The sequence below is a fragment of the Planomicrobium sp. YIM 101495 genome (assembly GCF_009707665.1).
In the GTDB taxonomy this organism is placed as follows: domain Bacteria; phylum Bacillota; class Bacilli; order Bacillales_A; family Planococcaceae; genus Planococcus.
Window position 1 is genome coordinate 157,370 of sequence record NZ_WLZW01000003.1, and the last position, 22,737, is coordinate 180,106.

The 22,737-nt window shown below is 47.3% G+C and carries 24 protein-coding genes and 2 riboswitches; of the genes, 20 read left to right on the forward strand and 4 right to left on the reverse strand.

The window, feature by feature from the left end; genetic code table 11:
• The first annotated feature begins 4 nt into the window (after positions 1–4).
• From thiO to GIW82_RS14925, 9 genes are all read left to right on the forward strand, one after another.
• Positions 5–1,132, forward strand: a complete 1,128-nt coding sequence (thiO, locus tag GIW82_RS12020) for a glycine oxidase ThiO (protein ID WP_154750181.1) — start codon at positions 5–7, stop codon at positions 1,130–1,132.
• Positions 1,133–1,145: 13 nt separating this feature from the next.
• Positions 1,146–1,349, forward strand: coding sequence for a sulfur carrier protein ThiS (gene thiS / locus GIW82_RS12025; RefSeq protein ID WP_154750182.1), 204 nt, complete (start codon positions 1,146–1,148; stop codon positions 1,347–1,349).
• A 2-nt stretch (positions 1,350–1,351) separates the two neighbouring features.
• A complete protein-coding gene (locus GIW82_RS12030) occupies positions 1,352–2,119 on the forward strand; it encodes a thiazole synthase (protein WP_154750183.1) in 768 nt (255 codons plus the stop codon).
• Positions 2,116–3,135: a thiazole biosynthesis adenylyltransferase ThiF gene (locus GIW82_RS12035; protein ID WP_154750184.1), complete on the forward strand. Its 1,020-nt coding sequence runs from the start codon at positions 2,116–2,118 to the stop codon at positions 3,133–3,135. Before GIW82_RS12030 ends, GIW82_RS12035 begins: the two co-directional genes overlap by 4 nt.
• A 101-nt stretch (positions 3,136–3,236) precedes the next feature.
• Positions 3,237–3,989 (forward strand): 3-oxoacyl-ACP reductase, encoded by a 753-nt coding sequence (locus tag GIW82_RS12040; protein WP_154750185.1) that lies wholly within the window; start codon positions 3,237–3,239, stop codon positions 3,987–3,989.
• Between the two features lie 79 nt (positions 3,990–4,068).
• Positions 4,069–5,376, forward strand: a complete 1,308-nt coding sequence (locus GIW82_RS12045) for an LLM class flavin-dependent oxidoreductase (RefSeq protein WP_154750186.1) — start codon at positions 4,069–4,071, stop codon at positions 5,374–5,376.
• 312 nt (positions 5,377–5,688) lie between these two features.
• Positions 5,689–5,982: a hypothetical protein gene (locus tag GIW82_RS12050; RefSeq protein WP_195914039.1), complete on the forward strand. Its 294-nt coding sequence runs from the start codon at positions 5,689–5,691 to the stop codon at positions 5,980–5,982.
• A gap of 68 nt (positions 5,983–6,050) precedes the next feature.
• Positions 6,051–6,242, forward strand: a complete 192-nt coding sequence (locus GIW82_RS12055) for a hypothetical protein (protein WP_154750188.1) — start codon at positions 6,051–6,053, stop codon at positions 6,240–6,242.
• 395 nt (positions 6,243–6,637) lie between these two features.
• Entirely contained in the window at positions 6,638–7,105 is a 468-nt protein-coding gene (locus GIW82_RS14925; protein WP_230309381.1) for a ferredoxin reductase domain-containing protein, read from the forward strand.
• Positions 7,106–7,232: 127 nt separating this feature from the next.
• Here GIW82_RS14925 and GIW82_RS12065 read toward each other — a convergent pair whose 3' ends face one another.
• Positions 7,233–7,949, reverse strand: coding sequence for a sulfite exporter TauE/SafE family protein (locus GIW82_RS12065; RefSeq protein ID WP_370456226.1), 717 nt, complete (start codon positions 7,947–7,949; stop codon positions 7,233–7,235).
• 229 nt (positions 7,950–8,178) lie between these two features.
• Positions 8,179–8,285: riboswitch (TPP riboswitch) on the forward strand.
• A gap of 94 nt (positions 8,286–8,379) precedes the next feature.
• Here GIW82_RS12065 and GIW82_RS12070 point away from each other — a divergent pair.
• From GIW82_RS12070 to GIW82_RS12085, 4 genes are all read left to right on the forward strand, one after another.
• Positions 8,380–9,216, forward strand: a complete 837-nt coding sequence (locus tag GIW82_RS12070; protein WP_154750189.1) for a lipoate--protein ligase family protein — start codon at positions 8,380–8,382, stop codon at positions 9,214–9,216.
• Positions 9,213–10,157: a lipoyl synthase gene (gene lipA, locus GIW82_RS12075; protein WP_154750190.1), complete on the forward strand. Its 945-nt coding sequence runs from the start codon at positions 9,213–9,215 to the stop codon at positions 10,155–10,157. Before GIW82_RS12070 ends, lipA begins: the two co-directional genes overlap by 4 nt.
• A gap of 182 nt (positions 10,158–10,339) precedes the next feature.
• The gene (locus tag GIW82_RS12080; protein WP_154750191.1) at positions 10,340–11,839 is read left to right on the forward strand and encodes a glycine betaine uptake BCCT transporter; all 1,500 of its coding nucleotides are present in this window, start codon (positions 10,340–10,342) and stop codon (positions 11,837–11,839) included.
• Between the two features lie 174 nt (positions 11,840–12,013).
• Positions 12,014–12,907 carry a 5'-3' exonuclease gene (locus GIW82_RS12085; RefSeq protein ID WP_154750192.1) on the forward strand — a complete coding sequence of 298 codons (894 nt, stop codon included), beginning with the start codon at positions 12,014–12,016 and terminating at the stop codon, positions 12,905–12,907.
• Positions 12,908–12,954: 47 nt separating this feature from the next.
• On the opposite strand, the gene GIW82_RS12090 is transcribed toward GIW82_RS12085, so the two are convergent.
• The 3 genes from GIW82_RS12090 to GIW82_RS12100 are packed head-to-tail and all read right to left on the reverse strand — an operon-like array spanning position 12,955 to position 14,325.
• On the reverse strand, positions 12,955–13,470 hold the full coding sequence (locus tag GIW82_RS12090; RefSeq protein ID WP_154750193.1) for a C39 family peptidase: 516 nt from the start codon (positions 13,468–13,470) through the stop codon (positions 12,955–12,957).
• A gap of 15 nt (positions 13,471–13,485) precedes the next feature.
• Entirely contained in the window at positions 13,486–13,950 is a 465-nt protein-coding gene (locus GIW82_RS12095; protein ID WP_154750194.1) for an STAS domain-containing protein, read from the reverse strand.
• A 54-nt stretch (positions 13,951–14,004) separates the two neighbouring features.
• Positions 14,005–14,325, reverse strand: coding sequence for a thioredoxin family protein (locus GIW82_RS12100; RefSeq protein WP_154750195.1), 321 nt, complete (start codon positions 14,323–14,325; stop codon positions 14,005–14,007).
• Between the two features lie 1,027 nt (positions 14,326–15,352).
• On the opposite strand from GIW82_RS12100, the gene GIW82_RS12105 reads away from it, so the two are divergent.
• The 7 genes from GIW82_RS12105 (at position 15,353) to GIW82_RS12135 (ending at position 22,590) form a co-directional block, all read left to right on the forward strand.
• The gene (locus tag GIW82_RS12105) at positions 15,353–17,737 is read left to right on the forward strand and encodes a 3-hydroxyacyl-CoA dehydrogenase/enoyl-CoA hydratase family protein (protein WP_370456222.1); all 2,385 of its coding nucleotides are present in this window, start codon (positions 15,353–15,355) and stop codon (positions 17,735–17,737) included.
• Positions 17,738–17,755: 18 nt separating this feature from the next.
• Entirely contained in the window at positions 17,756–18,931 is a 1,176-nt protein-coding gene (locus GIW82_RS12110) for an acetyl-CoA C-acetyltransferase (RefSeq protein WP_154750197.1), read from the forward strand.
• A 26-nt stretch (positions 18,932–18,957) separates the two neighbouring features.
• Positions 18,958–20,733 carry an acyl-CoA dehydrogenase family protein gene (locus GIW82_RS12115; RefSeq protein WP_154750198.1) on the forward strand — a complete coding sequence of 592 codons (1,776 nt, stop codon included), beginning with the start codon at positions 18,958–18,960 and terminating at the stop codon, positions 20,731–20,733.
• 296 nt (positions 20,734–21,029) lie between these two features.
• Positions 21,030–21,383: an arsenate reductase family protein gene (locus GIW82_RS12120; protein ID WP_154750199.1), complete on the forward strand. Its 354-nt coding sequence runs from the start codon at positions 21,030–21,032 to the stop codon at positions 21,381–21,383.
• Positions 21,384–21,461: 78 nt separating this feature from the next.
• The gene (gene gcvH / locus GIW82_RS12125; protein WP_154750200.1) at positions 21,462–21,842 is read left to right on the forward strand and encodes a glycine cleavage system protein GcvH; all 381 of its coding nucleotides are present in this window, start codon (positions 21,462–21,464) and stop codon (positions 21,840–21,842) included.
• A 79-nt stretch (positions 21,843–21,921) separates the two neighbouring features.
• Complete coding sequence (locus tag GIW82_RS12130; protein ID WP_154750201.1) at positions 21,922–22,260, forward strand: ribonuclease M5; 339 nt, start codon at positions 21,922–21,924, stop codon at positions 22,258–22,260.
• A 6-nt stretch (positions 22,261–22,266) separates the two neighbouring features.
• Complete coding sequence (locus GIW82_RS12135) at positions 22,267–22,590, forward strand: thioredoxin family protein (RefSeq protein ID WP_154750202.1); 324 nt, start codon at positions 22,267–22,269, stop codon at positions 22,588–22,590.
• 37 nt (positions 22,591–22,627) lie between these two features.
• Positions 22,628–22,733: riboswitch (SAM riboswitch) on the forward strand.
• The last annotated feature ends 4 nt before the right edge of the window (positions 22,734–22,737 follow it).

Genomic DNA, 22,737 nt, shown 5'->3' on the forward strand with positions numbered 1-22,737 from the left:
TTAAATGAATAAACCGTATGATGCCATTATAATCGGTGGCGGAGTCAATGGCGGAGCAATAGCTTTTAATTTGGCGAAAAGAGGAATGAAGGTTTTATTGCTGGAAAAAGACCGGCTTGCAAGTAAAGCATCTGGAGCGGCAGCCGGGATGCTGGGTGCCCAAGCCGAGTTGGATGGAGAGGGGCCGCTTTTTCAATTAGCCAGAACCAGCAGAGCGTTGTTTAACGACTTGGCAGATGAACTGAATATGATCAGCGGTGTTGATATTGAACTTGTGAAAAAGGGAATGCTAAGGGTTGCCTTAACTGATCGGGAGCAGCAGGAACACCATCGGATCAGTGGAATCCATAAACAGAACGGGGAACTTGCCGAGTTGCTTACAGGTGAAGAAGCGAGAAGAAGAGAGCCGGCATTGTCCAATGACGTAATTGGCGCAATGTATCTTGAGAGAGATGGACAAGTAGAAGCTCCGCAGTTGGCTTTAGGATTTTTAAAATCTGCCTCAGCACTTGGCTGCGTGATTATAGAATATGTAGAAGTACATTCCTTTCATATTGCAAATGGAAAAGTCAATGGCGTTGCTACGAATGAAGGCGATTTTATGAGCAGCAACATTGTAGTAACAGGAGGGGCTTGGAGCGAGAAGCTGTTGATGAAGATAGGCTTACAGCTCAAAATGTATCCTGTGAAAGGTGAGTGTTTTTCTGTACGGACAGAGTTTCCCTTATTATCAAGTACAATCTTTACGCCAGGTTGCTATCTTGTTCCGAAAAAAGACGGAAGAATCATTATAGGAGCAACCTCTGTACCGAATACATTTAATCAACAAGTCACTTTAGAGGGGATTTTTTCGTTAATGGAGAATGCAAAAAAATTGGTGCCTTCCATATCACAGAGCGAGTGGGAAAGAGCGTGGACCGGGATTCGTCCGCAAACGGCAGATGGCTTGCCTTATTTAGGTGAACATCCTGAGTACAAAGGGCTGTTTATAGCGACAGGCCATTTTAGAAATGGGATATTGCTGTCTCCGATTACCGGAGAGGTGATGGCTGATTTGATTGAAGGAAAATCTCCTTCAATTGATATATCTCCTTTTCGTGTAGATCGGTCAATCAGGAAAACAATCCAATAATGAGGTGAAGAAAATGATATTGACGGTAAATGGAGATCAAGTTGAAGTACCCAATACAGTGAAAACGATAGCCGAACTGCTGCAGCATTTTGAGTTGAACAATAAAGTAGTCATTGTTGAAAAAAACGCTGAAATATTGGAGAAGGAAAAGCATGCAGAAACTCTGATTTCCGATAAAGATAAAATTGAATTAGTCCATTTTGTAGGAGGCGGATGAACATGTTGAAGATAGGAAACCATGAATTCTCATCAAGATTATTATTAGGCACGGGCAAATATCCAGACTTTGAGATCCAAAAAGAAGCGGTAGATGTGTCGGGTACAGAGATTCTAACGTTCTCAGTCCGACGAATGAATATATTTGAAGCGAGCCAGCCGAATTTCCTAGAAAACCTGGATATTTCAAAGTATACCTTACTACCAAATACAGCCGGGGCCAAGACTGCTGAAGAAGCGGTAAGGATTGCAAAACTGGCTAAGGCATCAGGCCTTTGTGACATGATTAAAGTGGAAGTAATCGGCTGCCAAAAAACATTGCTGCCGGATCCAATTGAAACGTTAAAAGCATCAGAACAACTATTAAAAGAAGGGTTTATTGTCTTGCCGTATACATCAGACGATGTTCTTTTGGCAAGACGGCTCGAAGAACTGGGCTGTCACGCCATAATGCCCGGTGCATCTCCCATTGGCTCTGGCCAGGGGATCATCAATCCATTGAATCTTTCTTTCATTATAGAACAGGCAAATGTTCCTGTGATTGTCGATGCCGGCATTGGAACACCATCTGATGCTGCGATTGCAATGGAAATGGGAGCGGCTGGCGTTTTGCTAAATACAGCTGTATCTGGAGCGGACGATCCAGTAAAAATGGCTAGAGCCATGAGACTTGCAATCGAAGCAGGAAGATTGGGATTTGAGGCGGGACGAATTCCAAAAAAACGGTATGCCACTGCCAGCAGTCCGCTTGAAGGGATGAGCATCGGTTGAATGGACGATACTCGCGACAGGAGCTTTTTGCACCGATAGGGATAAAAGGACAAGAGAAATTGAGGAACAAGCATGTCTTGATAATCGGTGCTGGCGCATTAGGAACTGGAAGTGCCGAAATGCTGGTACGGGCAGGGATCGACAAGCTAACGATCGCGGACCGGGATTATGTGGAGTGGAGCAATCTTCAGCGTCAGCAGCTTTATACCGAAGAGGAGGCAGAACAGCGAATCCCCAAAGCGGTGGCGGCTAAAAAACGACTAACGGCTATTAATTCTGAAGTGGAAATTTGCTGTCATGTCATGGATGTCTCAGTCGAAGAAATGGAACGGTTGGTGGAAGGCGTCGACTTGATTCTTGATGCAAGCGATAATTTTGATATCCGGATGATTATCAATGATATTTCCCAAAAATATCAGATCCCTTGGATTTACAGTGCATGTGTTGGAAGTTATGGAATCAGTTATACCATTCTTCCGAGTGAAACCCCTTGTCTAAATTGCTTATTAGAGAAGGTGCCTATGGGAGGAATTACATGTGATACGGTGGGAATCATCAGCCCTGCTGTCCAAATGGTCCTGTCTTTCCAAATTTCAGAGGCATTAAAAATTTTGGTTGAAGATAGAGTTCATTTGAGAAACAAACTGGTCTCCTTCGATCTATGGGAAAATCACCAATCATCTATTAACGTCGATAAGATTAAAAGAGAGGATTGCCCTTCTTGCGGAGCGGAGCGTTCTTATCCTTATCTTTCATTCTCAAACCAAACAAAAACTGCCGTCTTATGCGGTAGGGATACGGTTCAGATCCGTCCTTCCCAACCGATAGACAGAGACTTGGAAAGCTTGGATAAAGCCTTGTCCAGACAGCTGGGAAAGGTTTCACGCAACCCATATCTGCTGTCTTTCTCGACCGCAGAGCATCGCCTTGTCATTTTTAAGGATGGCCGTGTTTTAATTCATGGAACGAAAAGCATTCCTGAAGCTAAATCTTTATATCACCGATATCTAGGTTAATGTGCATTTATCTGAATGTTTAAGTGTGCTTGCATATTCTTTATTGATCTCTTACTAAATTATTTAAGATTCAGAAAGACTAAAAAGAAGGAGTGGTTACCATGAACAGAACAGTATTGGTAACAGGTAGTAGTAGAGGATTAGGAGCTTCTATTGCAAAAACATTGGTGCAACAAGGGTTTAAAGTGGTTATCAATTATTATAAGAGCAAAGATGCTGCTGAAGAGCTTGTTTTTGAGCTAGGGAAGGATAATGCTATTGCAATTTGTGCCGATGTCACAAAACGCAAAGAAGTTGATGCGCTAGTAAAAAAAGCAACGGAATATTTTGGCCAAATAGATGTCGTAGTCAACAATGCATTGGTGGACTTCAAATTTGATCCAACCAAACAGAAATCTTTTACTGAACTTACTTGGGAAGATTATCAAAAACAGCTGGATGGTACTTTAAAGGCAGCATTTAATGTAGTTCAAAGCGTTATGCCTCAATTTATGGAACGGCAAAATGGAAGCATTATAAGTATCGGCACCAATTTATATCAAAACCCTGTTGTACCCTACCATGAATATACAACAGCTAAAGCTGGATTAATTGGTTTTACACGTAATATCGCTTCGGAACTGGGACAATACGGCATAAAAGCAAATGTGGTTTCAGGTGGCTTATTAAAAACGACTGATGCAAGTTCTGTTACAACCCCGGAAGTATTCGATTTAATTGCTCAATCAACGCCATTGAAGAAAGTAACAACGCCTGAAGATGTAGCCAATATGGTCGCTTATTTATCTTCAGAAAATGCTGACGGTATTACAGGCCAGAATATAACAGTAGACGGTGGGTTGACAATGAACTAATAATTTCACTTACAAAGGATAGCTTTACAAAAAGAGGTTTTTTAAGCAGCCAACCATGACTTGGGGAGCGAGATAACTAATGAAAGAAACTCAAAGGAAACAACTCCATTTAGGAATCTTACTGTATGGATGCGGACATCATCAGGCTGCTTGGTTAATGCCTGACTCAAGTGTGGGCCGCGTTGGAGACATTTCTTATTACCAATCCTTGGCGCAGTTGGCTGAAAAAGGGTGCTTTGATGCGGTGTTTTTTGCTGACAATCAATCGTTCCTTGCCAAAGATTCAAATGAAATGCCGGCATTTTGGCTGGATCCAGTGGTCAATTTAACAGCCATCTCACAAGTGACGAATTACGTGGGATTAGTTTCAACAATCTCTAGCACCTTTTCCAACCCCTTCACTGCTTCAAGGCAGCTGTTGAGTCTGGATCATATTACTAAAGGCCGTGTCGGATGGAATCTGGTCACTTCAATGAGGGATGAGGAAGCGTTAAATCACAGTATGAGCAAACTGCCTCCCCGTGATGAACGGTATAAAAAGGCTGATGAATTTGCTGCTCTCATGAATAAATTATTTCTATCATGGGACAGCAATGAGTTTCTGTACGATCGAGCAGAAAGACAGTTGATAAACCCTGACAATATACGGCCAATCAACCATAACGGCACTTATTTCAAAGTGAAGGGACCATCCACGACGCCAAAAAGCCCTCAAGGCAGACCGGTGGCCATGCAAGCAGGAGCCTCTGAACAAGGTATTGCATTAGCTGCGAAATATGCAGATGCAGTCTATTCAGTGTCATGGAACTTAAATCAAGCAAAGAAGTACCGAAAAAAGTTGGATGAACAGATTAAGCAAAATGAGGCAAGTGATCGGCATATCAAAGTATTCCCGGGCTTAGTCACTTATGTGGGCCGTACGCATGAAGAAGCTCTTGCCAAAAAATCTTCATTAGATGAAAAGTTGCCTGTGGAAACCGCTTTAAAACAGTTGAGTTTCTTTCTCCAGCAAGATTGTTCTAATTGGGAAATTGGTCTAAAAGTGCCCCCATTGCCTCCTGTAGAAGAATTCACAGGTCCAATTGGCCGATACGAAACAATACTTGAAATTATTAAGGATACCGAACCTACAGTAAAAGAACTATTAGGATATCTTAATGCAGGCGGTGGGCATTTCACGCTTATTGGTACGCCTGAGGAAATTGTGGATCAGATGGAGATTTGGGTTGAGGCGGGTGTTGCTGACGGATTTAACCTTATGCCTCCTACACTGCCCGGTAGTTTAGAGGACTTTGTTGAACTCGTTGTTCCTGAAATGCAAAAAAGAGGCATCTTCAGAAAGCAATATGAAGGGCATACTTTCCGTGAGCATTTAGGATTAACATGATGAATTAGATTAAAGGCACTGAACTGGGGGCAGAAACTGTTTTTTAAATGGCTAAGACAACGGGTGAACTGGCCTTTGCTGCAAAATTAAACAAGTAGAAAAAAAGTGCTTTTGGTAAGCGATATTTTTAAATGCCGTTCATTGCATTTTGTTCTTGCCAAACAATTTTCTAATAAAGTAATTGCTTTACTTATGAGGAGTTTTCGGAAGTAAATAAAAATATAAAATTCTTTAAACCAGCAGCCTCAATGCAGAGATTGCTGGTTTATTCGATTAGGTGCAAAAGAGCTTGGCATCGTTTTTGGGAGTTATATGTTTGAAGGCGGATTGACGGATATGAATTATGTCATTTTGGCGATAGGGTGTGCGGTGCCTTTCGCGTTATTCGTCTTTATCGGAGGAAAGGAAGCTGCAACAAGACAAGCGCTAATTATCAGCGCCGCGCTATTTGCTGTATTGTTTGCAGCAGTTCATGCGATTATGGCCGTTTCTACAGAAGCAATGGAAACAGAGACTGCGATCCGCGTGCTGATCGTTTTTCCATCGACTGCCTTGATTTTACTGCTGGCACTGCGCTTGGCGGCCAGTAAAGAAAAAGCGGCTTAAAAGAATAATAGAACTTCCTTCCAGACAAGGCGTCTTAATAATAAATGCATTTTTGGAGGGTGAAAAAAATGGGATTCTGGTATTTTCTTATCCTGTTTATCAGTGCAGGCCTATTGCTTGCGGGAATATTTTCTAAAAAGCGTGCTGCAATGAGAACAGGTCTTTCTGTCGTAGGCGTGCTCGGCATCGCCTTCGCTCTTTTCATGTTCCAACCGGGAAGTGCGGAAATCATGGCAAATTTATTGAATCTGAACGGGTGAAAGGGGGAAAGGGCGAAATGGATTTATACATGAAACGTTTTCACTTTTGGGTTCCTGCCGTCTTGCTGCTGATCAGTATCGTGCTGTTTTCCTTTTTGATGGAAGAGCTGATTGATGCTTCTCCGCCAAATTGTATGAGCAGGGATTGATTGCTCTCAAGCAGAAGCGGTACGCGGATGCTCAGTTGCAGTTCGACCGTTCATTGGTTCATGCGGAGAAATCTGGAGATTCGATTGCGGTCGGTTGTGCGTTAGTGAAGAAAAGCGAAGTCATCACTTCCTTCTATTTAAAAACCGGTCGACGGCTCCAATGTGCCGGAATATAAGCCGGGACAATATATTTCAATCCGTCTGTCCATGCCGGATGAGGAATAATTAGTCATCCGGCAATACAGTTTGTCCCACGCGCCGAAGCCGGATGAGTTCCGTATTTCCATAAAACGAGAAAGCGATAATGACCCGAACGGCATCGTCTCGAATTATTTGCATAAGCATGTCGAGGAAGGCGACCGCGTCGAAATCAGCCCGCCTGCCGGCATTTTTGTATTGCACGACGCGAAGACAACGCCTGTTGCCTTTATCAGCGGAGGGATCTGCATCACGCCGATGATGAGCATGTTCGAAAAAGTGGCGTCTTCCACACCGGGGCGTCCGACTGTGTTCCTGCACAGCGCCCGCAACCGGCTGCAGCATGCATTTGATGATGACATCAAAGCATATGCAGAACGGATGGACAATGCAACGTACAAAACGGTGTACTTGGATGAAGAGGCGGTTTCATTACGCGGGAGATGCTTGAGCAATACATCGATACTGCGGGTGACGCGTACGTTTGCGGTCCGGCAGTCTTCATGGAAATCATGATCCGCGAGCTGAAAAAGATCGGCATGCCAGAAGAACGGATCCATTATGAATTCTTCGGTCCAGCAATGGATTCGAACACCTGAAGAAAAATTTCCCCATAGAACCACTTGAACCGTAGATAGAAGTATCATGGGAGGCTTTCCCATAATAAATACCCGCCTGTAAATAACAAAATGCCGTAAGTGAGCAGGCGGAACAGCCGCTGGTCAATCCGTTTGAACAGCAGCTGCCCCCAAAAAAGACCGATGATAACTACAGGCAGAGCAACGGCGCTTGAAGTCCAGACAATTTTTTGAATGCCGGTGACAGCGATCTGCAAAACGAGACTGGCTGAATAAATGAACAAATAAAAAGCTAATGTCGTCCCACGCAATTTTTCCTTGGATGCACTCGTTCCTGAAAAATAAAGCAGCAGCGGCGGGCCTGGCATACCGATGCTTGAAGTCATTGCGCCGGATAATCCGCCGAAAAGCGCATCCCGGCCGTTCGTCCTTGAAATCCGGAAATTCAGGATCAGCAGCATGGTCAGTGACAGTATCAAGATGCTTACGATGATTTTCAGGTGATTCAGATCGGCGAACCACAAAACGGCAATGCCGGCCGGCAAACCAGTTATACTGCCGGCAATCAGCCTTTTCAAAATCATCATGTCAATATCATTGCGGATTTTGGAAATTAAAACGAGAGAGATAAAAAGGGACAGGATGAGGTTGATCTGTATGGCATCTGTCACGTCAAAAAGCAGCAGCAGAAACGGGGTAGCTAAAATCGAGAAACCGAAACCGGTGCTCGTCTGCAAGATTGCCGCTATTAAAATGATGAAAGAAAAAATGATGAAATCCACTGGAACCCAACTTTCTTTTGTGTTTACTATTGAACAATTATCGGAAAACTGAATGCTTGCATATTCTACACTAATCAAATAGCCGTGGATTTTCAATCTGCTTCCGGTTTTTTGAGTTTCCGCTCCCAGAATCGTCTGAATCACCCACAAGAAAAAAAAGAAACTAAAGAGAAATTATATTGAGATTTTTCAGTTTAACTGTTATGGTGAGAGTGAAACAGAATATGTAGCTGACCACTGGGGGAGCCGGTAATAGCCGGCTGAGACGATTTGCGATTCGGACCCTTCGAACCTGATCTGGACCATGCCAGCGGAGGGAAGTGGCGCGTGTGCTTCCGATTCGTCTGCATACACCGCTTCCTTCACATGGAGAGCGGTGTTTTTTGTGCGGAGAAGACCACGCGGACCAGCTAAAAGGAGTGAGACAATCATGCGAGACACATGGTGGTTTATCGATTCGGGGTATCAGACTCCCGCCTACAATATGGCAATGGATGAGACGTTGCTCCATTGGCATAGCGATGGCCGCATTCCGCCCGTGCTCCGTTTTTACGGCTGGGCGCCTGCAGGGGTTTCCATCGGCTTTTTCCAAGGAGTGAACGGAGTCATCAACGTAGACAATGCCGCACGCGCGGGAATTCCGCTTGTCCGCCGGCTGACCGGGGGACAGGCGGTGCTACATGAACACGAGCTGACGTACAGCATCTTCGTATCGGAAGACGATCCGAAAATGCCGAAGACAGTGAAAGAAGCTTATTTGGAGCTATCGAAAGGCTTGAAGGAAGGTTACCAGCGGCTCGGTATCTCCGCTGAGTTCGCGCTACCAGCGGACGGGGAGAAAGGCGGCTCGGCGAACTGTTTCGAGAAGCCGTCCTGGTACGAGCTGACCATCGACGGAAAGAAAGCAGCAGGCAGTGCACAAACGCGTAAAGGCGGCGTAATCCTACAGCACGGTTCGGTACCACTTAAAATCAACGAGGAAAAGTTATTCGATCTTTTTGTTTATCCGAACGAAGAAGTGAAAGCACGTGCAAAACAAGCGTTCAAGAATCGGGCGATTGCCATCAACGATTATTTGGCTGAGGAAGTCGGGATAGAAGAAGTGAAACAAGCATTTTACAAAGGATTTGAGACGGGTCTTGGCGTCCACCTGCTGCCTGCGCAATTACCAGAAGCACTTTTAGCGGATGTCTCTGAGTTAGTGAAGAAGTACGAAAGCGAAGAGTGGAATTACTTGAGGGAACGGGAAGGGGAGCGAGTACGATGACAAAGACGAAGGAGCATGTCCGGAAGCCCGAGTGGTTGAAGGTCAAACTGAACACGAACGACACGTACACCGATCTGAAAAAGCTGATGCGTGAAAAGAACTTGAACACAGTTTGTGAGGAAGCGCGCTGTCCGAATATCCATGAATGCTGGAGTGAGCGGAGAACCGCGACGTTCATGATTCTTGGGGATACTTGCACACGTGCTTGCCGGTTCTGTGCCGTCAAGACAGGTTTGCCGAACGAACTGGATCTTGGTGAGCCGGAGCGCGTTGCGGAGTCGACGGAAATCATGGGGTTGAAGCACGTCGTCGTCACAGCGGTCGCGCGTGATGACTTGAATGATGGTGGATCTGCTGTCTTCGCAGAAACGGTCCGCGCAATCCGCAGAAGGATGCCAGGAACAACGATTGAGGTACTGCCGTCCGACATGAAAGGCGATTACGAAAGTTTACATACATTGATGGACGCTGAGCCGGACATTTTCAACCACAACATCGAAACTGTGCGTCGTCTGACGAAACGTGTCCGCGCCCGTGCAACGTATGATCGTTCGCTTGAACTGCTCGCCCGCGTCAAAGAAATCGCACCGCATGTCCCGACAAAATCGAGCATCATGGTCGGTCTCGGTGAAACGAAAGAAGAGATTCTAGAAGCGATGGATGACCTCCTTGCGCACAACGTCGACATCATGACGATTGGCCAATACTTGCAGCCGACGCGGAAGCACTTGGATGTTGTCCGCTATTATCACCCAGATGAGTTCGAAGAATTGAAGGAAATCGCGCTTCAAAAAGGGTTCAAGCATTGTCAGGCCGGGCCGATGGTACGTTCTTCGTACCACGCGGATGAGCAAGTGAGCGAAACCGCTGCCCAGCGCCGGATCAAGTACATGAAAGGCTATGAATCCCAAGGCCAAACACTCGAAGAAATCAAGTTTTAACAAAAGGTTGCACACCGCAGGAATTGATGCGGTGTGCTTCTTTTTTCAGAAATGCGGGTTTACGATTCTTTTCGGCCGGAAAGCGCTTGAAGTGCAGTTGCTTCGGGAATACTGAAGCATAGTGTGTGAAACACGTATATTTAAGTACGTCAAAATCTGAAATGGAACTGGAGGAGGTTAACATGAAAAACGTTACAAACGTTTTCTGGATCGCATTTTCACTTGTGGCACTCAGTGTCGCATATGGTGCACTCGCTCCGGAAAACTTTGCCGAAGTGACCGGCAATATCGAGTCATTCTTGACGACATCGTTCGGCTGGTATTATTTACTGATTGTTTCGAGCATGGTGATATTCTGTCTTTTTTTCATGGTCAGTCCGATGGGGCAAATCAAGCTGGGGAAAGATAACGACAAACCGGAATTTTCTTTCGGTACTTGGATTGCGATGCTATTTTCTGCTGGTATGGGAATCGGACTTGTGTTCTGGGGAGCTGCGGAACCACTTTCCCACTTTGCAATCGATCCTGCAACTGCGGAACCTGGAACGATTGAAGCATTTGCAGAGTCGATGCGCTTCACATTCTTCCACTGGGGCATCCATGCTTGGGCTATTTATGCAGTAGTCGCTTTAGCACTGGCCTATTTTCAGTTCCGAAAAGGGGAGCCGGGCCTCATCTCTTCTACCTTAAAGCCGTTATTCGGTGACCGGATGAATGGTGGATGGGGTGTCGCTGTGGATGTAGTTGCCATATTTGCGACGGCGGTCGGGGTCGCTACTACATTGGGCTTCGGAGCAATCCAGATCAATGGTGGATTGTCTTATATCTTCGAGTGGGTTCCAGGCGACAACTTCCTTGTGCAATTGCTGATCATTGCGATTGTCACCGTCCTATTCATGATTTCTGCTTGGAGTGGATTGAGCAAAGGAATCAAATACTTATCGAATACGAATATGGTGTTGGCCATCGCACTATTAGTTCTCGTCCTTATTTTAGGACCGACGTTACTAATCCTAAATACTTTCACAGAGTCTATCGGCGGCTATTTGCAGAATTTGTTGCGGATGAGCTTCCGGGCATCGCCTGCAAATCCGGAACATCGTGAGTGGATTGATGGGTGGACCATCTTCTACTGGGCGTGGTGGATTTCGTGGGCACCATTTGTCGGGATTTTCATCGCCCGTATCTCAAAAGGTCGTACAATCCGCCAGTTTTTGACCGGTGTTCTACTGATGCCGGTTGTGATTAGTTTTATCTGGTTTTCAGCGTTCGGCTCGACTGCAATCAATGTCCAGCAAGGCGGGGTCGACTTAACAGGGCTTCTGACGGAAGAAACATTGTTCGCAGTCTTTAATGAACTGCCGTTCGGCTTGCTGCTGTCCATCATCGCAGTCACGTTGATTATTACGTTCTTCATCACTTCAGCCGACTCGGCTACATTCGTACTCGGCATGCAATCGACGAATGGCTCGTTGTATCCGCAAAATGCGGTGAAGGTAGTATGGGGGATTTCACAATCGGCGATGGCATCGATCCTACTCTTTGCTGGTGGCTTGGGCTCTCTGCAGACAGCATTAATCATTTCTGCGTTCCCATTCTCATTCATCATGCTCTTGATGATGGTTTCGTTCTATAAATCAGTCAGCAAGGAAGCGAGATTCACAGAAAAAAAACGTCCTTAAGAACAGCAAATAAAAACAAAATAATCAGTTCTTTATAGAAGAAGGTGCAGCGACAGTAAATGTCCCTGCATCTTTTTCTTTTGTATGTTAACGGTGTACCGTTACGAGCGCAGTGAATAGGAGATGAAAGTCATGTATAATGGGGCAGGACTCAGTGAAATGGAGGATACATAGATGGATACAAAACCACGTACGTTATTAGTGGATGGGATGGCGCTGCTCTTCCGTTCTTACTTTGCAACATCAGCAGTGAACCAATATTTCCGCACCGATCAAGGGCTTGCGACGAACGCTGTCCAAGGATTCACACGCCATGTGCTAGCGGCGAAGGAAATGATGAAGCCGACCCATATGGCGATTTGCTGGGACATGGGGGCGCATACATTCCGGACGGATCTGTTCGAGGGCTACAAAGCGAACCGTCCAGCACCACCGGATGATATGCTGCACCAATTCGATCTTGCGAAGGACATTTCGGAAGCGCTTGGCTGGAAGAACTTCGGTGAGAAAGGAATCGAAGCGGATGATTTCATCGGTTCGTTCACGAAGAAGTGGGAAGGCGAAACGGATTACATGATCTTAACGGGCGATAAAGACATGCTGCAACTCTTGAATCCGGCCGTCAGTATTTCGTTCATGAAAAAAGGCTTCCACGTATACGATGTCTACTCGGATGATCGATTCCGCGAAGAATATGGCATCGAGCCGAGCCAGTTCGCCGATGTCAAAGCATTCATGGGCGATGCGAGTGATGGCTATCCGGGCGTCAAAGGAATCGGACCGAAAACTGCGCTGCAATTGATCAAGGACTACGGTTCCGTTGATGGTGTCTTAGGGGCACTCGACGAATTGAAACCGGGCCAACGCAAGAAAATCGAAGAACACCACGACATGCTCATGCTGTCGAAAGAACTTGCAGTCATCAAGTGTGACGTGCCGATCGATATCAGCTTGAGCGAACTTGCCGTCCCGAATTACAGGAATGACCAAGTTGCATACTGTGAAAGCCAGCAACTGAACCTATTGGCGAAGCAGCTGCAAAAGAACGTCAGCTCACCATGCGGGTGAAAAGTCGGAGGGGAAAATAAAAAGTAAGCGAAATCGATTGATTTCGCTTACTTTTTCTCTGTTCGGATCCCGATAAATGTCAAGATCGATCTGTTTGCCTCGTACGAAACTTTCTGCAGCCGACTCGGCCGGTTTCTGCCACCGTTGTCGTGGATGTAGAGGAGGAGGTCACCCTTTGTCTCCTCGAATCCCACGAGAGGTACCCAGTGGTAGGCGAAAACAGATTTCTTCCGCCAACGGAACGTGAAATACCGGTCGAACTTCATTGCGAGCGGTCTACCGGCAAGCAGCTCCGACTTGACCTCCTCGACCGAGCGGATGCGGTGTGCACGGAGCCGGCCATCTGAGAGCCGGCGGAAATTACGCATGAGCCGCCAAGTGAACAGGCCGATGCGTGTTGTCCCGAGTGAACGGTAAAGCTGATCGATCGCCACGTCGGTTTCTCCGTGATAATCGAAGATCGTACGGATTGTCGTCGGTCCACACGCAGAAGTACGTAGCCGTTCATCGATGCCCGCGTCCCATTGAGACAAGCCAGTCACTGGCAAAATTACTTTTCTCATACGGTTCACCTCACATCAAAACTGGAGAAGGGACTTGTCCTTTTCGTTCAGCATCTGTTTAAGAGCGGAACGGAAATTGACGTATGCCTCCAACTCGATTTGAATGCCAGCGTTGACGATTTCCTGGACGAAACGGGGGTTAAACCCGACATAGATTGAGCGGAGCCCCATTAGTTTCAAGGCCGCATTCAATTGATACACTTCACTCGCCAATTCGTTGTAATCGAAGACTGCGACATCTTCAACACCGACTCCGGTAAAATCAAAAATCACAGTTTCCGTCAATTTGTGCGTATCCGCGTATTCCAGCACTTTTGTACGGATTGCATCGAAGCGATCCTGGAAAATCATCCCGGCAATCGGTACGAGGATCGTCTTCGGAACGATCGACGGGATGATCGGTGCGGCCATCTGCTTGATGACGTTTTCATAATAGCGGTTTAAGTCTTGTGCTTCTTGTAGCTTTTTTTCGATGTCCATTCCATGCACCTCTGAAAGTTATTGGCAAAACAGAAAGACAGAATAGGAAGGATCCTATTCTGGTTGGCTCGAAAGAAACTCTGTCACTTCTTCCGGCGATTTCGCATTCGCGCTATGAAGGTGAGCGGTCTTTGATCCGTTTTTGAAAATCAACAGGCTTGGAATGCCCATGACTTCATATTGCTCAGCGATTTCTGGCAGCTCGTCGCGGTTGACGTCGAACCACTCATACTTGTTGAATTCTTCAACGATCGGATCGATGAACATGTCCATACGTGTACAGTCCGGGCACCACCCCGCCTGGAATTTAACGATGACCGGCTTGTCTCCGCCGATGATTTGGTTGAAATGATCTGCAGTTGTAATTGGTTTCAAGAAAATCTCCTCCTATATTGCTTATAGTTTACCTTTTTATCAGGGAAGTGGGAAGGATTGTGTTTTGAAAAGTTTATGTCCCGGTGGGGGGAGTATGGAGAGACCGGCTGACCTGCATTCCAGAGTTTCGCGTGCTGGAGGAGTAAACCCGCGCCTCCTCGGTTGCTATCGCAACCTGCGGGGTCTCGGGTTTACTCTGATTCTCCGGCACGCTCACTCTTCCATTCCGGCTCAGCTCGTTTGATAATAGGAGTTTCATAGAACTTCAGTGATTGGGAATATCCCTGCATAATTTGCCTTCGTCGCTTTCTACTAGAAGGTATCGGGTAGTTGGAAGTGAGTTCAGGAAATTTGTCATCTATCATTTAGTCGTGACTCGTGGCATTCTAATCACCACGCAGGTTTTTTCATACTTGATAATGAGCAAACCAAACATATTTGTCGTATCTCGTGATCATCTCGTCATATCTCATCAATTTTCAGCTCCGATGTGATGCTGGCTAAGAATGGAGACATAATGATACGCTCCCGATAACTTTTGCACACAAAATTATTTGAAAATGGCGGCCTACGCAGTCAGCCGCCAAACAAAGATGAAACACTCGAATTAGAATGAAACGCCAGCTGCCACGACACCACCACTTCACCCACACACCAGCGAAGTGGCTGGCCTGGACATGGCGGAAGGATAAGATGAGCGATCCACAGCTCAACTTATCCTGGAAGCCATGTCCTTAAGCCGCGAGCGAATTTCCGTGTGACACCCGATTTCACTTTTTCACTCTCCAAAATTAGAACCACAGTGGCCTCCGCAGTTAGCCACCTTCCCGGAGCCCTGTCCGAAGCGACGAAGCGGATTCCCGCACGACACCCAGTCCTTTTTCTAAAACAGAAAAAACATTCCTTTCAAGAATTAAATATTGCGAAAAAAGAAAATATAATTTACACTGGAAGACATAGAGAACGTTCTATTTTTTTTAGCTACAAAATGAATGAGTGTTCATTCAAAAACAGGGAGGGTTTGCTTGTGTCTTACGAAATCAAAAAAGCGGCCGTAATCGGATCGGGTGTCATGGGTTCAGGAATTGCGGCACATTTGGCGAATATCGGGATTCCAGTCGTATTACTCGACATCGTGCCGAATCAATTATCAGCAGATGAAGAGAAGAAAGGCTTGACCTTGGAACATCCTGCAGTCCGCAACCGGATGGCAGCAGGAGCCTTGAAAAAACTACTTAAACAGAAACCGGCGCCGTTAGCCGTTAAAAGCAATTTGTCACTCATCACACCAGGTAACTTGGAAGACGACTTGGACAAACTGAAAGATGTCGATTGGATCATCGAAGTCATTGTCGAGAACTTGGATGTCAAGAAATCCCTTTATGAAAAAATCGATGGCGTCAGAAAGCCAGGAACGATTATCACATCGAACACGTCGGGCATTTCCATCAATGCGATGGCGGAAGGACGTTCGGAAGATTTCCAGAAACATTTCTTCGGGACACACTTCTTCAATCCGCCGCGCTATTTGAAACTGCTTGAAGTGATTCCGTCTAAGACGACTGCGCCGGAAGTGATCGAGTTCATGCAAGAGTTTGGCGAAGACGTCCTTGGAAAAGGCGTGGTCATCGCGAAAGATACACCAAATTTCATCGCGAACCGTATTGGAACTTACGGGCTTCTTATTACACTGCGTGAAATGCAGGAACGCGGCTACACGATCGGTGAAGTGGATTCGGTTACCGGTCCGCTCATCGGCCGGCCGAAATCCGCGACGTTCCGTACATTGGATGTCGTCGGACTGGACACGTTCATGCATGTAGCGAAAAACGTCTACGACCAGACGGAAGGCGAAGAGCAGAAAGTGTTCGAAGCACCTGCATTCATGAAAAAGATGGTCGAGAACGGTTGGATCGGTGCGAAGAACAAGCAAGGATTCTTCCAGAAGAAAGACAAAGAGATTCTGGAGTTGGACCCTGAGACGATGGAATACCGACCAGCTGGAAAATTGAAAACGGCTTCACAAGAACTTGCGAAGCAGCAAAAAGGCTTGAGCGCGAAGATGAAGACGCTTGTCTACGCAGACGACCGCACGGGGGAATTGCTGTGGAACGTTCTGTCACCGACACTTCGTTACTCTGCTGAATTGCACGGGGAAATAGCTGACGACATTGTGGCGATCGACAATGCGATGAAGTGGGGCTTCGGCTGGGAACAAGGACCGTTTGAGACGTGGGATGCAATCGGTGTCGAAAAATCGGTTGCCCGCATGAAGGAAGAAGGTCATGAAGTACCGGCGTTCGTCGAGCAATTGCTTGCTGGCGGTAATGAAACCTTCTATAGAGAAGGGGAAGACGGTCTTTTGTACTTCGACGGAGAAGGCTACAAGCCGGTGCCGGTCAATGATAAAGCGATCGACTTGAAACGCTACAAGAAAAAGCACGGTGTGATCAAGAAAAACTCCGGTGCATCCTTGATCGACCTTGGCGATGGAATCGCACTTCTTGAATTCCATTCCCGCTCGAATGCGATCGGCTTGGACATTTTGCAGATGATCAACTTTGCAGTGGACGAAGTCGAGAAGAACTTCAAGGGGCTTGTTATCGGGAACCAAGGGAAGAACTTCTGTGTCGGTGCGAACCTTGGCATGATTTTAATGGAAGCACAAGATGACAATATTTTCGAATTGGACTTCACGGTCCGCACGTTCCAGAACGCAATGATGAAAATCAAATACAGCTCGAAGCCGGTTGTCGTCGCACCATTCGGCATGTCACTCGGTGGAGGAGCGGAAGTCGCACTGCCGGCAGCGCACGTACAAGCATCGATGGAAACGTATATGGGACTTGTGGAAGCTGGCGTCGGACTGATTCCGGGCGGTGGTGGAAACATGGGGCTTTATGCAAAGCACCTGAAAGGCTTGCCTGAAGGTGTGGACATTGACCTGCAAAACGTTGCGACAAAAGTGTTCGAAACGATTGCGATGGCGAAAGTATCGACATCTGCTGCAGAAGCACGCGAAAGTAACTTCCTGAACTTTGTCGATGGGATTTCGGTCAACCCCGACCATTTGATCTGGGATGCGAAACAGGCGGCGCTCGGGCTTGCTCAAAAAGGCTATACGGCACCGAAGCGTGAAAAGATTCCGGTGACAGGTGAACCGGGCTATGCAACACTCTTGCTTGGTGCAACTGGGATGCATCTGTCCGGCTACATCAGTGACTATGATTTGAAAATCGCGACAAAACTCGCTTATGTGTTGTCAGGCGGAAAAGTTCCGTACGGCACAGAAGTGGATGAACAATACTTGCTCGACCTCGAGCGCGAAGCATTTTTGAGCTTGGTCGCTGAACCGAAAACGCAGCAGCGTATGCAGCACATGCTCGTCAAAGGAAAACCACTACGCAACTAAGATAGGGGAGTGAATCGAATGCGTGAAGCAGTAATTGTGGCTGGTGCACGGACACCGGTCGGAAAAGCGAAAAAAGGTTCTCTCGCGTCAGTGCGGCCGGATGATTTCGGCGCACTTGTCGTCAAAGAGACATTGCAGCGGGCTGGCGGATATGACGGGCCGATCGATGACTTGATCATGGGCTGTGCCATGCCTGAAGCAGAACAAGGAATGAACATTGCGCGCAACATTGGCGCACTTGCCGGTTTACCGGACACGACACCGGCCGTCACGGTCAACCGATTCTGTTCATCAGGCCTTCAATCGATCGCCTATGCAGCAGAACGAATCATGATCGGACACGCAGACGCGATCATTGCAGGTGGCGTGGAATCGATGAGCATGGTGCCGATGATGGGGAACGTCATACGTCCGAACGCGACACTTGCTGAGACAGCTCCGCAATATTACATGAGCATGGGCCACACAGCTGAGCAAGTGGCGAACAAATACGGCATCAGCCGTGAAGATCAAGATGCATTCGCGGTCCGTTCACACGAAAACGCAGCACGTGCGATCGAAAAAGGACATTTCAAAGATGAAATCATCCCGGTCGAAGTGATCAACCGTTTCGTCGGCGAAAACAATAAATTACAAGAAACGAAATCGATGTTCGAGATGGATGAAGGGGTGCGTCACGGCACATCCATGGAGACATTAAGCAAACTACGTCCGGCATTCGCAGCACGCGGATCGGTCACTGCAGGAAACGCCTCGCAAACTTCTGACGGTGCAGGATCAGTCCTCGTCATGGAGCGGGAACGAGCGGAAGCACTCGGCTTGAAGCCGATCGCGAAATTCCGCTCGTTCGCAACTGGCGGCGTCCCTCCTGAAATAATGGGAATCGGACCGGTCGTCGCAATCCCGAAAGCCTTGAAACTGGCAGGATTGACGAAAGACGACATCGATGTGTGGGAATTGAACGAAGCCTTCGCTTCCCAGTCACTAGGTGTCATCCGCGAGCTTGACCTGGATATTAACAAGATCAACTTGAACGGCGGTGCCATCGCACTTGGCCACCCGCTCGGTGCTACAGGTTCCATCCTGACACTGCGCATGCTGAGTGAACTGAAACGCCAAGGCAAGCAGTTCGGCGTCGTCACGATGTGCATCGGCGGCGGCATGGGCGCAGCCGGCGTATTCGAAATGCTGTAAGACTTACTAATTGGAGGGATTATGAAATGGAGAAATCAATCATCAAAGGCGGAAGCTTTTTAATCGAAGACGCAGATCTATCACGGGTATTTACACCGGAGGATTTCACGGAAGAACATAAGATGATCGCGAAAACGACGGAAGACTACGTGAACACGGAAGTGATGCCGCTCGTCGAAAACTTGGAGAACCATGAGTTCGAGCATTCCGTAAAACTGTTGAAAAAAGCGGGCGAACTTGGACTTCTCGGAGCGGATGTTCCAGAACAATACGGCGGACTTGGCCTGGATAAACTTGCTTCGGCATTGATCGCTGAGAAAATGTCGAAAGCAGGCGGCTTCTCGATCACGCACGGCGCGCACGTTGGAATCGGTTCTTTGCCGATCGTTTTGTTCGGAAACGAAGACCAGAAGCAGCGTTACTTGCCGGTTCTTGCAACGGGCGAGAAAATCGCGGCATACGCACTGACTGAGCCAAGTTCCGGATCGGATGCACTTGGTGCGAAAACGACTGCGAAATTGAATGCTGCAGGCACGCACTACGTTCTGAACGGTGAAAAACAGTGGATTACGAATGCTGGCTTTGCGGACGTCTTCATCGTTTACGCGAAAATCGATGGAGAGCAGTTCTCTGCATTCATCGTCGAACGGGAATACGGCGGCGTATCAGTTGGACCAGAAGAGAAAAAGATGGGAATCAAATCTTCTTCTACACGCACACTAATTTTGGAGGATGTGGAAGTGCCGGTCGAGAACTTGCTTGGAGAAGCAGGACGCGGGCACATTATCGCCTTCAACATTTTGAACATCGGGCGCTACAAGCTTGGCGTAGGCACGATCGGTGCATCGAAACGCGCGATGGAAGTGACGATTCCTTACACGAACCAGCGCCAGCAGTTCAAGACGCCGATTTCATCCTTCAACTTGACGAAAGAAAAACTAGCGACGATGGGATCGAAACTATACGCAGTCGAAAGCTCGGTTTACCGTACAGTTGGCTTGTTCGAGGACCGCATGAGCGGCTTTACGGACGAGCAGCACGCGGACGGCAAGTTGGTTGCGACATCAATCGCGGAATATGCGATCGAATGCTCGATGAATAAATTCTTCGGTACGGAAACGCTTGATTACATCGTGGATGAAGGTGTCCAGCTGCACGGCGGTTACGGCTTCATGCAGGAATACGAAATCGAGCGCATCTATCGCGACTCACGCATCAACCGTATTTTCGAAGGAACGAACGAAATCAACCGTCTTCTCGTACCAGGAACACTTCTGCGTAAAGCGATGAAAGGCGAATTGCCACTTCTTCAAGCTGCACAAGACTTGCAGGAAGAGTTGCTGATGATGATGCCGGAAGAAGTGGGCGACGAAGTGTTGGCACAAGAGAAAATCCTTGTGAAGAACGCGAAGAAGATTGTCTTATTGACGGCTGGTCTTGCAGCACAGCGCTACGCGGCTAAGCTGGAGGAAGAGCAGGAGCTACTTGTGAACATGGCGGATATGATTTCCAATGTCTTCGCAATGGAATCGGCACTTCTACGTACGGAAAAAGCGATCGTCGCTTCCGGTGAAGAAAAAGCGAAGCAAAAGATCCTGTACACAGAAATCTACTGCCAGGAAGCATTCGCTGAAATCGAGCGCGATGCGAAGGAAACATTGATCGCAGCGGTCGAAGGGGACAACCAGCGCATGATGCTTTCTGCACTACGCAAGTTGACTCGCTCGAACCCGCATAACCTGATCGCGAAAAAACGCGAAGCAGCAGCAAAATTGATCGAAGTCGAAAAATACGTCGTTTGATCGATGTAGTGAAACCCTCCGGAAGCGAGCACGCTTTCGGAGGGTTTTTCTCATTTTGGAGCGATTCTGCAAAAAGGGTGGCGGATTCTGCAACCAAATCGAGAATACTGCAACCAAGTGACCGGATTCTGCAACCAAATCAAAAATACTGCAACCAACCGCACCGATACTGCAACCAACCACACCCCCCCCCCCGCACCAACCACCAAAAAATATTACCCCCGCAACCTACGATTCGACCGATATACAGCAATTTGGTAAGCTAGAAACATAAATGCAACAGAGGAGGCAATCCATTGATCGAATTTTATTCCTACCCGAAATGTACGACTTGCCGAAAGGCGAAAAAATGGCTTGATGCCAACGAAATTTCCTACACGGAGATCCACCTCGTAGATGCACCGCCGACAGCTACGAAAATCAAAGAAATGCATGAAGCGAGCGATGTCGAACTGAAGAAGTTCTTCAACACGAGCGGCATGAAATACCGTGAACTTGGATTGAAGGATAAGTTGCCGGAAATGTCCGAAGCAGAGCAATATGAACTGCTTGCAAGCGACGGCATGCTCATCAAGCGCCCACTTAGTTTTGACGGCAAAAAAGTGACGCTCGGCTTCAAGGAAGATGATTACCAGAATAATTGGGCATAACGCTCCTGCACCTTGTGTTTCACGTAACAATATGTCAAACTGAGTGAGATATAATCATTTACTTTTGGAGGGATTTGGATGAGTACACCACAAGATCTTCGTTATTCAAAAGAACACGAATGGGTTAAAATGGAAGGCGAAAACGCACGTATCGGCATCACGCACTTTGCACAGGAAGAACTAGGCGATATCGTCTTCGTTGAACTGCCACAAGTAGGCGACGAATTGACGAAAGATCAGCCGTTCGGTTCTGTTGAGTCCGTGAAAACGGTTTCTGAGCTGTATGCGCCGATTAGTGGAAAAGTAATCGAAGTGAACGAAGAGCTAGAAGACAGCCCTGAGTTCGTCAACGAATCTCCTTACGAGAAAGCGTGGATGGTTGTCATCGAAGCGCCTTCACAAGAAGACATCGATGGTTTGATGACCGCTGACCAATACAAGGAAATGACTAACGAATAATTCCCGAGGCGCCGGTTTTTTGGCGCTTTTTTCTGTTGCCTGTCTGTTTGCAAGCGAGCGTGAAGCGAGGTGCAGCCAAATGGAAAAAGTGATTGTGGTGGAAGGACGATCGGACAAACTGCGGATCGCCCCGTTAATTGCAGAGCCGGTCAAAATCATCTGTACGAACGGAACAGTCAGCGCCACGAGACTGGAAGAGCTGCTGTTGCCGTATGAAGATTTGGAATTGATCATTTTGCTCGATGCCGATTCATCGGGGGAGAAGTTGCGCAAGCTGGTCAAGCGGGAATTCCCGGAAGCCCGGCATGTCTATATCGACCGAACCTACAAGGAAGTGGCGACCACGCCGCTCCGCGTATTACTGGACGTCCTCATCTCTGCGGACGTCGCTGTAACAAGTTTATTAACTGAAGGATGATTCAACATGAACGAATGGACGTTTGCAGAATGGCAAACTCAAATAAAAGAACAACGCATGGCGATGTATTATTTGTATACGCCGATGTGCGGCACGTGCCAAGTCGCGTCACGCATGATGGACGTCGTGACGAAGCTTGTCCCGGATCTGCCGGTTGGCAAGGCTAATTTGAACTTCGTCATCGAAGCGGCTGAAGCATACGAAATCGAAAGTGTGCCGTGCTTATTGATCGTAAAGAACGGGGAGCTGGAGAAGAAAATCTACGCATTCCAGTCGGTGCCGTATCTATATAGTATGATCCAAATGGTTGACGAAATGCAGGAGTCATGATAAATTGGATTTCTGAACTGATAATTTAATAGCTAGGCTCTTATTAAGAGAGGTGGAGGGAAGTGCCCGTCGAAGCCCGGCAACCGTCATGAAAATGAAATGGTGCCAAATCACACAAAGCGAATCGCTTTGAGAGATGAGAGAATG

Excerpts from the sequence above, each read along its gene's own strand:
- GIW82_RS12050 (WP_195914039.1), top strand. The coding sequence starts at position 5,689 with ATGTTTGAAGGCGGATTGACGGATATGAATTATGTCATTTTGGCGATA.
- gcvH (WP_154750200.1), top strand. The coding sequence starts at position 21,462 with ATGAGTACACCACAAGATCTTCGTTATTCAAAAGAACACGAATGGGTT.
- GIW82_RS12085 (WP_154750192.1), top strand. The coding sequence starts at position 12,014 with ATGGATACAAAACCACGTACGTTATTAGTGGATGGGATGGCGCTGCTC.
- thiS (WP_154750182.1), top strand. The coding sequence starts at position 1,146 with ATGATATTGACGGTAAATGGAGATCAAGTTGAAGTACCCAATACAGTG.
- GIW82_RS12040 (WP_154750185.1), top strand. The coding sequence starts at position 3,237 with ATGAACAGAACAGTATTGGTAACAGGTAGTAGTAGAGGATTAGGAGCT.
- GIW82_RS12080 (WP_154750191.1), top strand. The coding sequence starts at position 10,340 with ATGAAAAACGTTACAAACGTTTTCTGGATCGCATTTTCACTTGTGGCA.
- GIW82_RS12045 (WP_154750186.1), top strand. The coding sequence starts at position 4,069 with ATGAAAGAAACTCAAAGGAAACAACTCCATTTAGGAATCTTACTGTAT.
- thiO (WP_154750181.1), top strand. The coding sequence starts at position 5 with ATGAATAAACCGTATGATGCCATTATAATCGGTGGCGGAGTCAATGGC.
- GIW82_RS12130 (WP_154750201.1), top strand. The coding sequence starts at position 21,922 with ATGGAAAAAGTGATTGTGGTGGAAGGACGATCGGACAAACTGCGGATC.
- GIW82_RS12030 (WP_154750183.1), top strand. The coding sequence starts at position 1,352 with ATGTTGAAGATAGGAAACCATGAATTCTCATCAAGATTATTATTAGGC.
- GIW82_RS12070 (WP_154750189.1), top strand. The coding sequence starts at position 8,380 with ATGCGAGACACATGGTGGTTTATCGATTCGGGGTATCAGACTCCCGCC.
- lipA (WP_154750190.1), top strand. The coding sequence starts at position 9,213 with ATGACAAAGACGAAGGAGCATGTCCGGAAGCCCGAGTGGTTGAAGGTC.
- GIW82_RS12095 (WP_154750194.1), bottom strand. The coding sequence starts at position 13,950 with ATGGACATCGAAAAAAAGCTACAAGAAGCACAAGACTTAAACCGCTAT.
- GIW82_RS12055 (WP_154750188.1), top strand. The coding sequence starts at position 6,051 with ATGGGATTCTGGTATTTTCTTATCCTGTTTATCAGTGCAGGCCTATTG.
- GIW82_RS12110 (WP_154750197.1), top strand. The coding sequence starts at position 17,756 with ATGCGTGAAGCAGTAATTGTGGCTGGTGCACGGACACCGGTCGGAAAA.
- GIW82_RS12115 (WP_154750198.1), top strand. The coding sequence starts at position 18,958 with ATGGAGAAATCAATCATCAAAGGCGGAAGCTTTTTAATCGAAGACGCA.
- GIW82_RS12135 (WP_154750202.1), top strand. The coding sequence starts at position 22,267 with ATGAACGAATGGACGTTTGCAGAATGGCAAACTCAAATAAAAGAACAA.
- GIW82_RS12090 (WP_154750193.1), bottom strand. The coding sequence starts at position 13,470 with ATGAGAAAAGTAATTTTGCCAGTGACTGGCTTGTCTCAATGGGACGCG.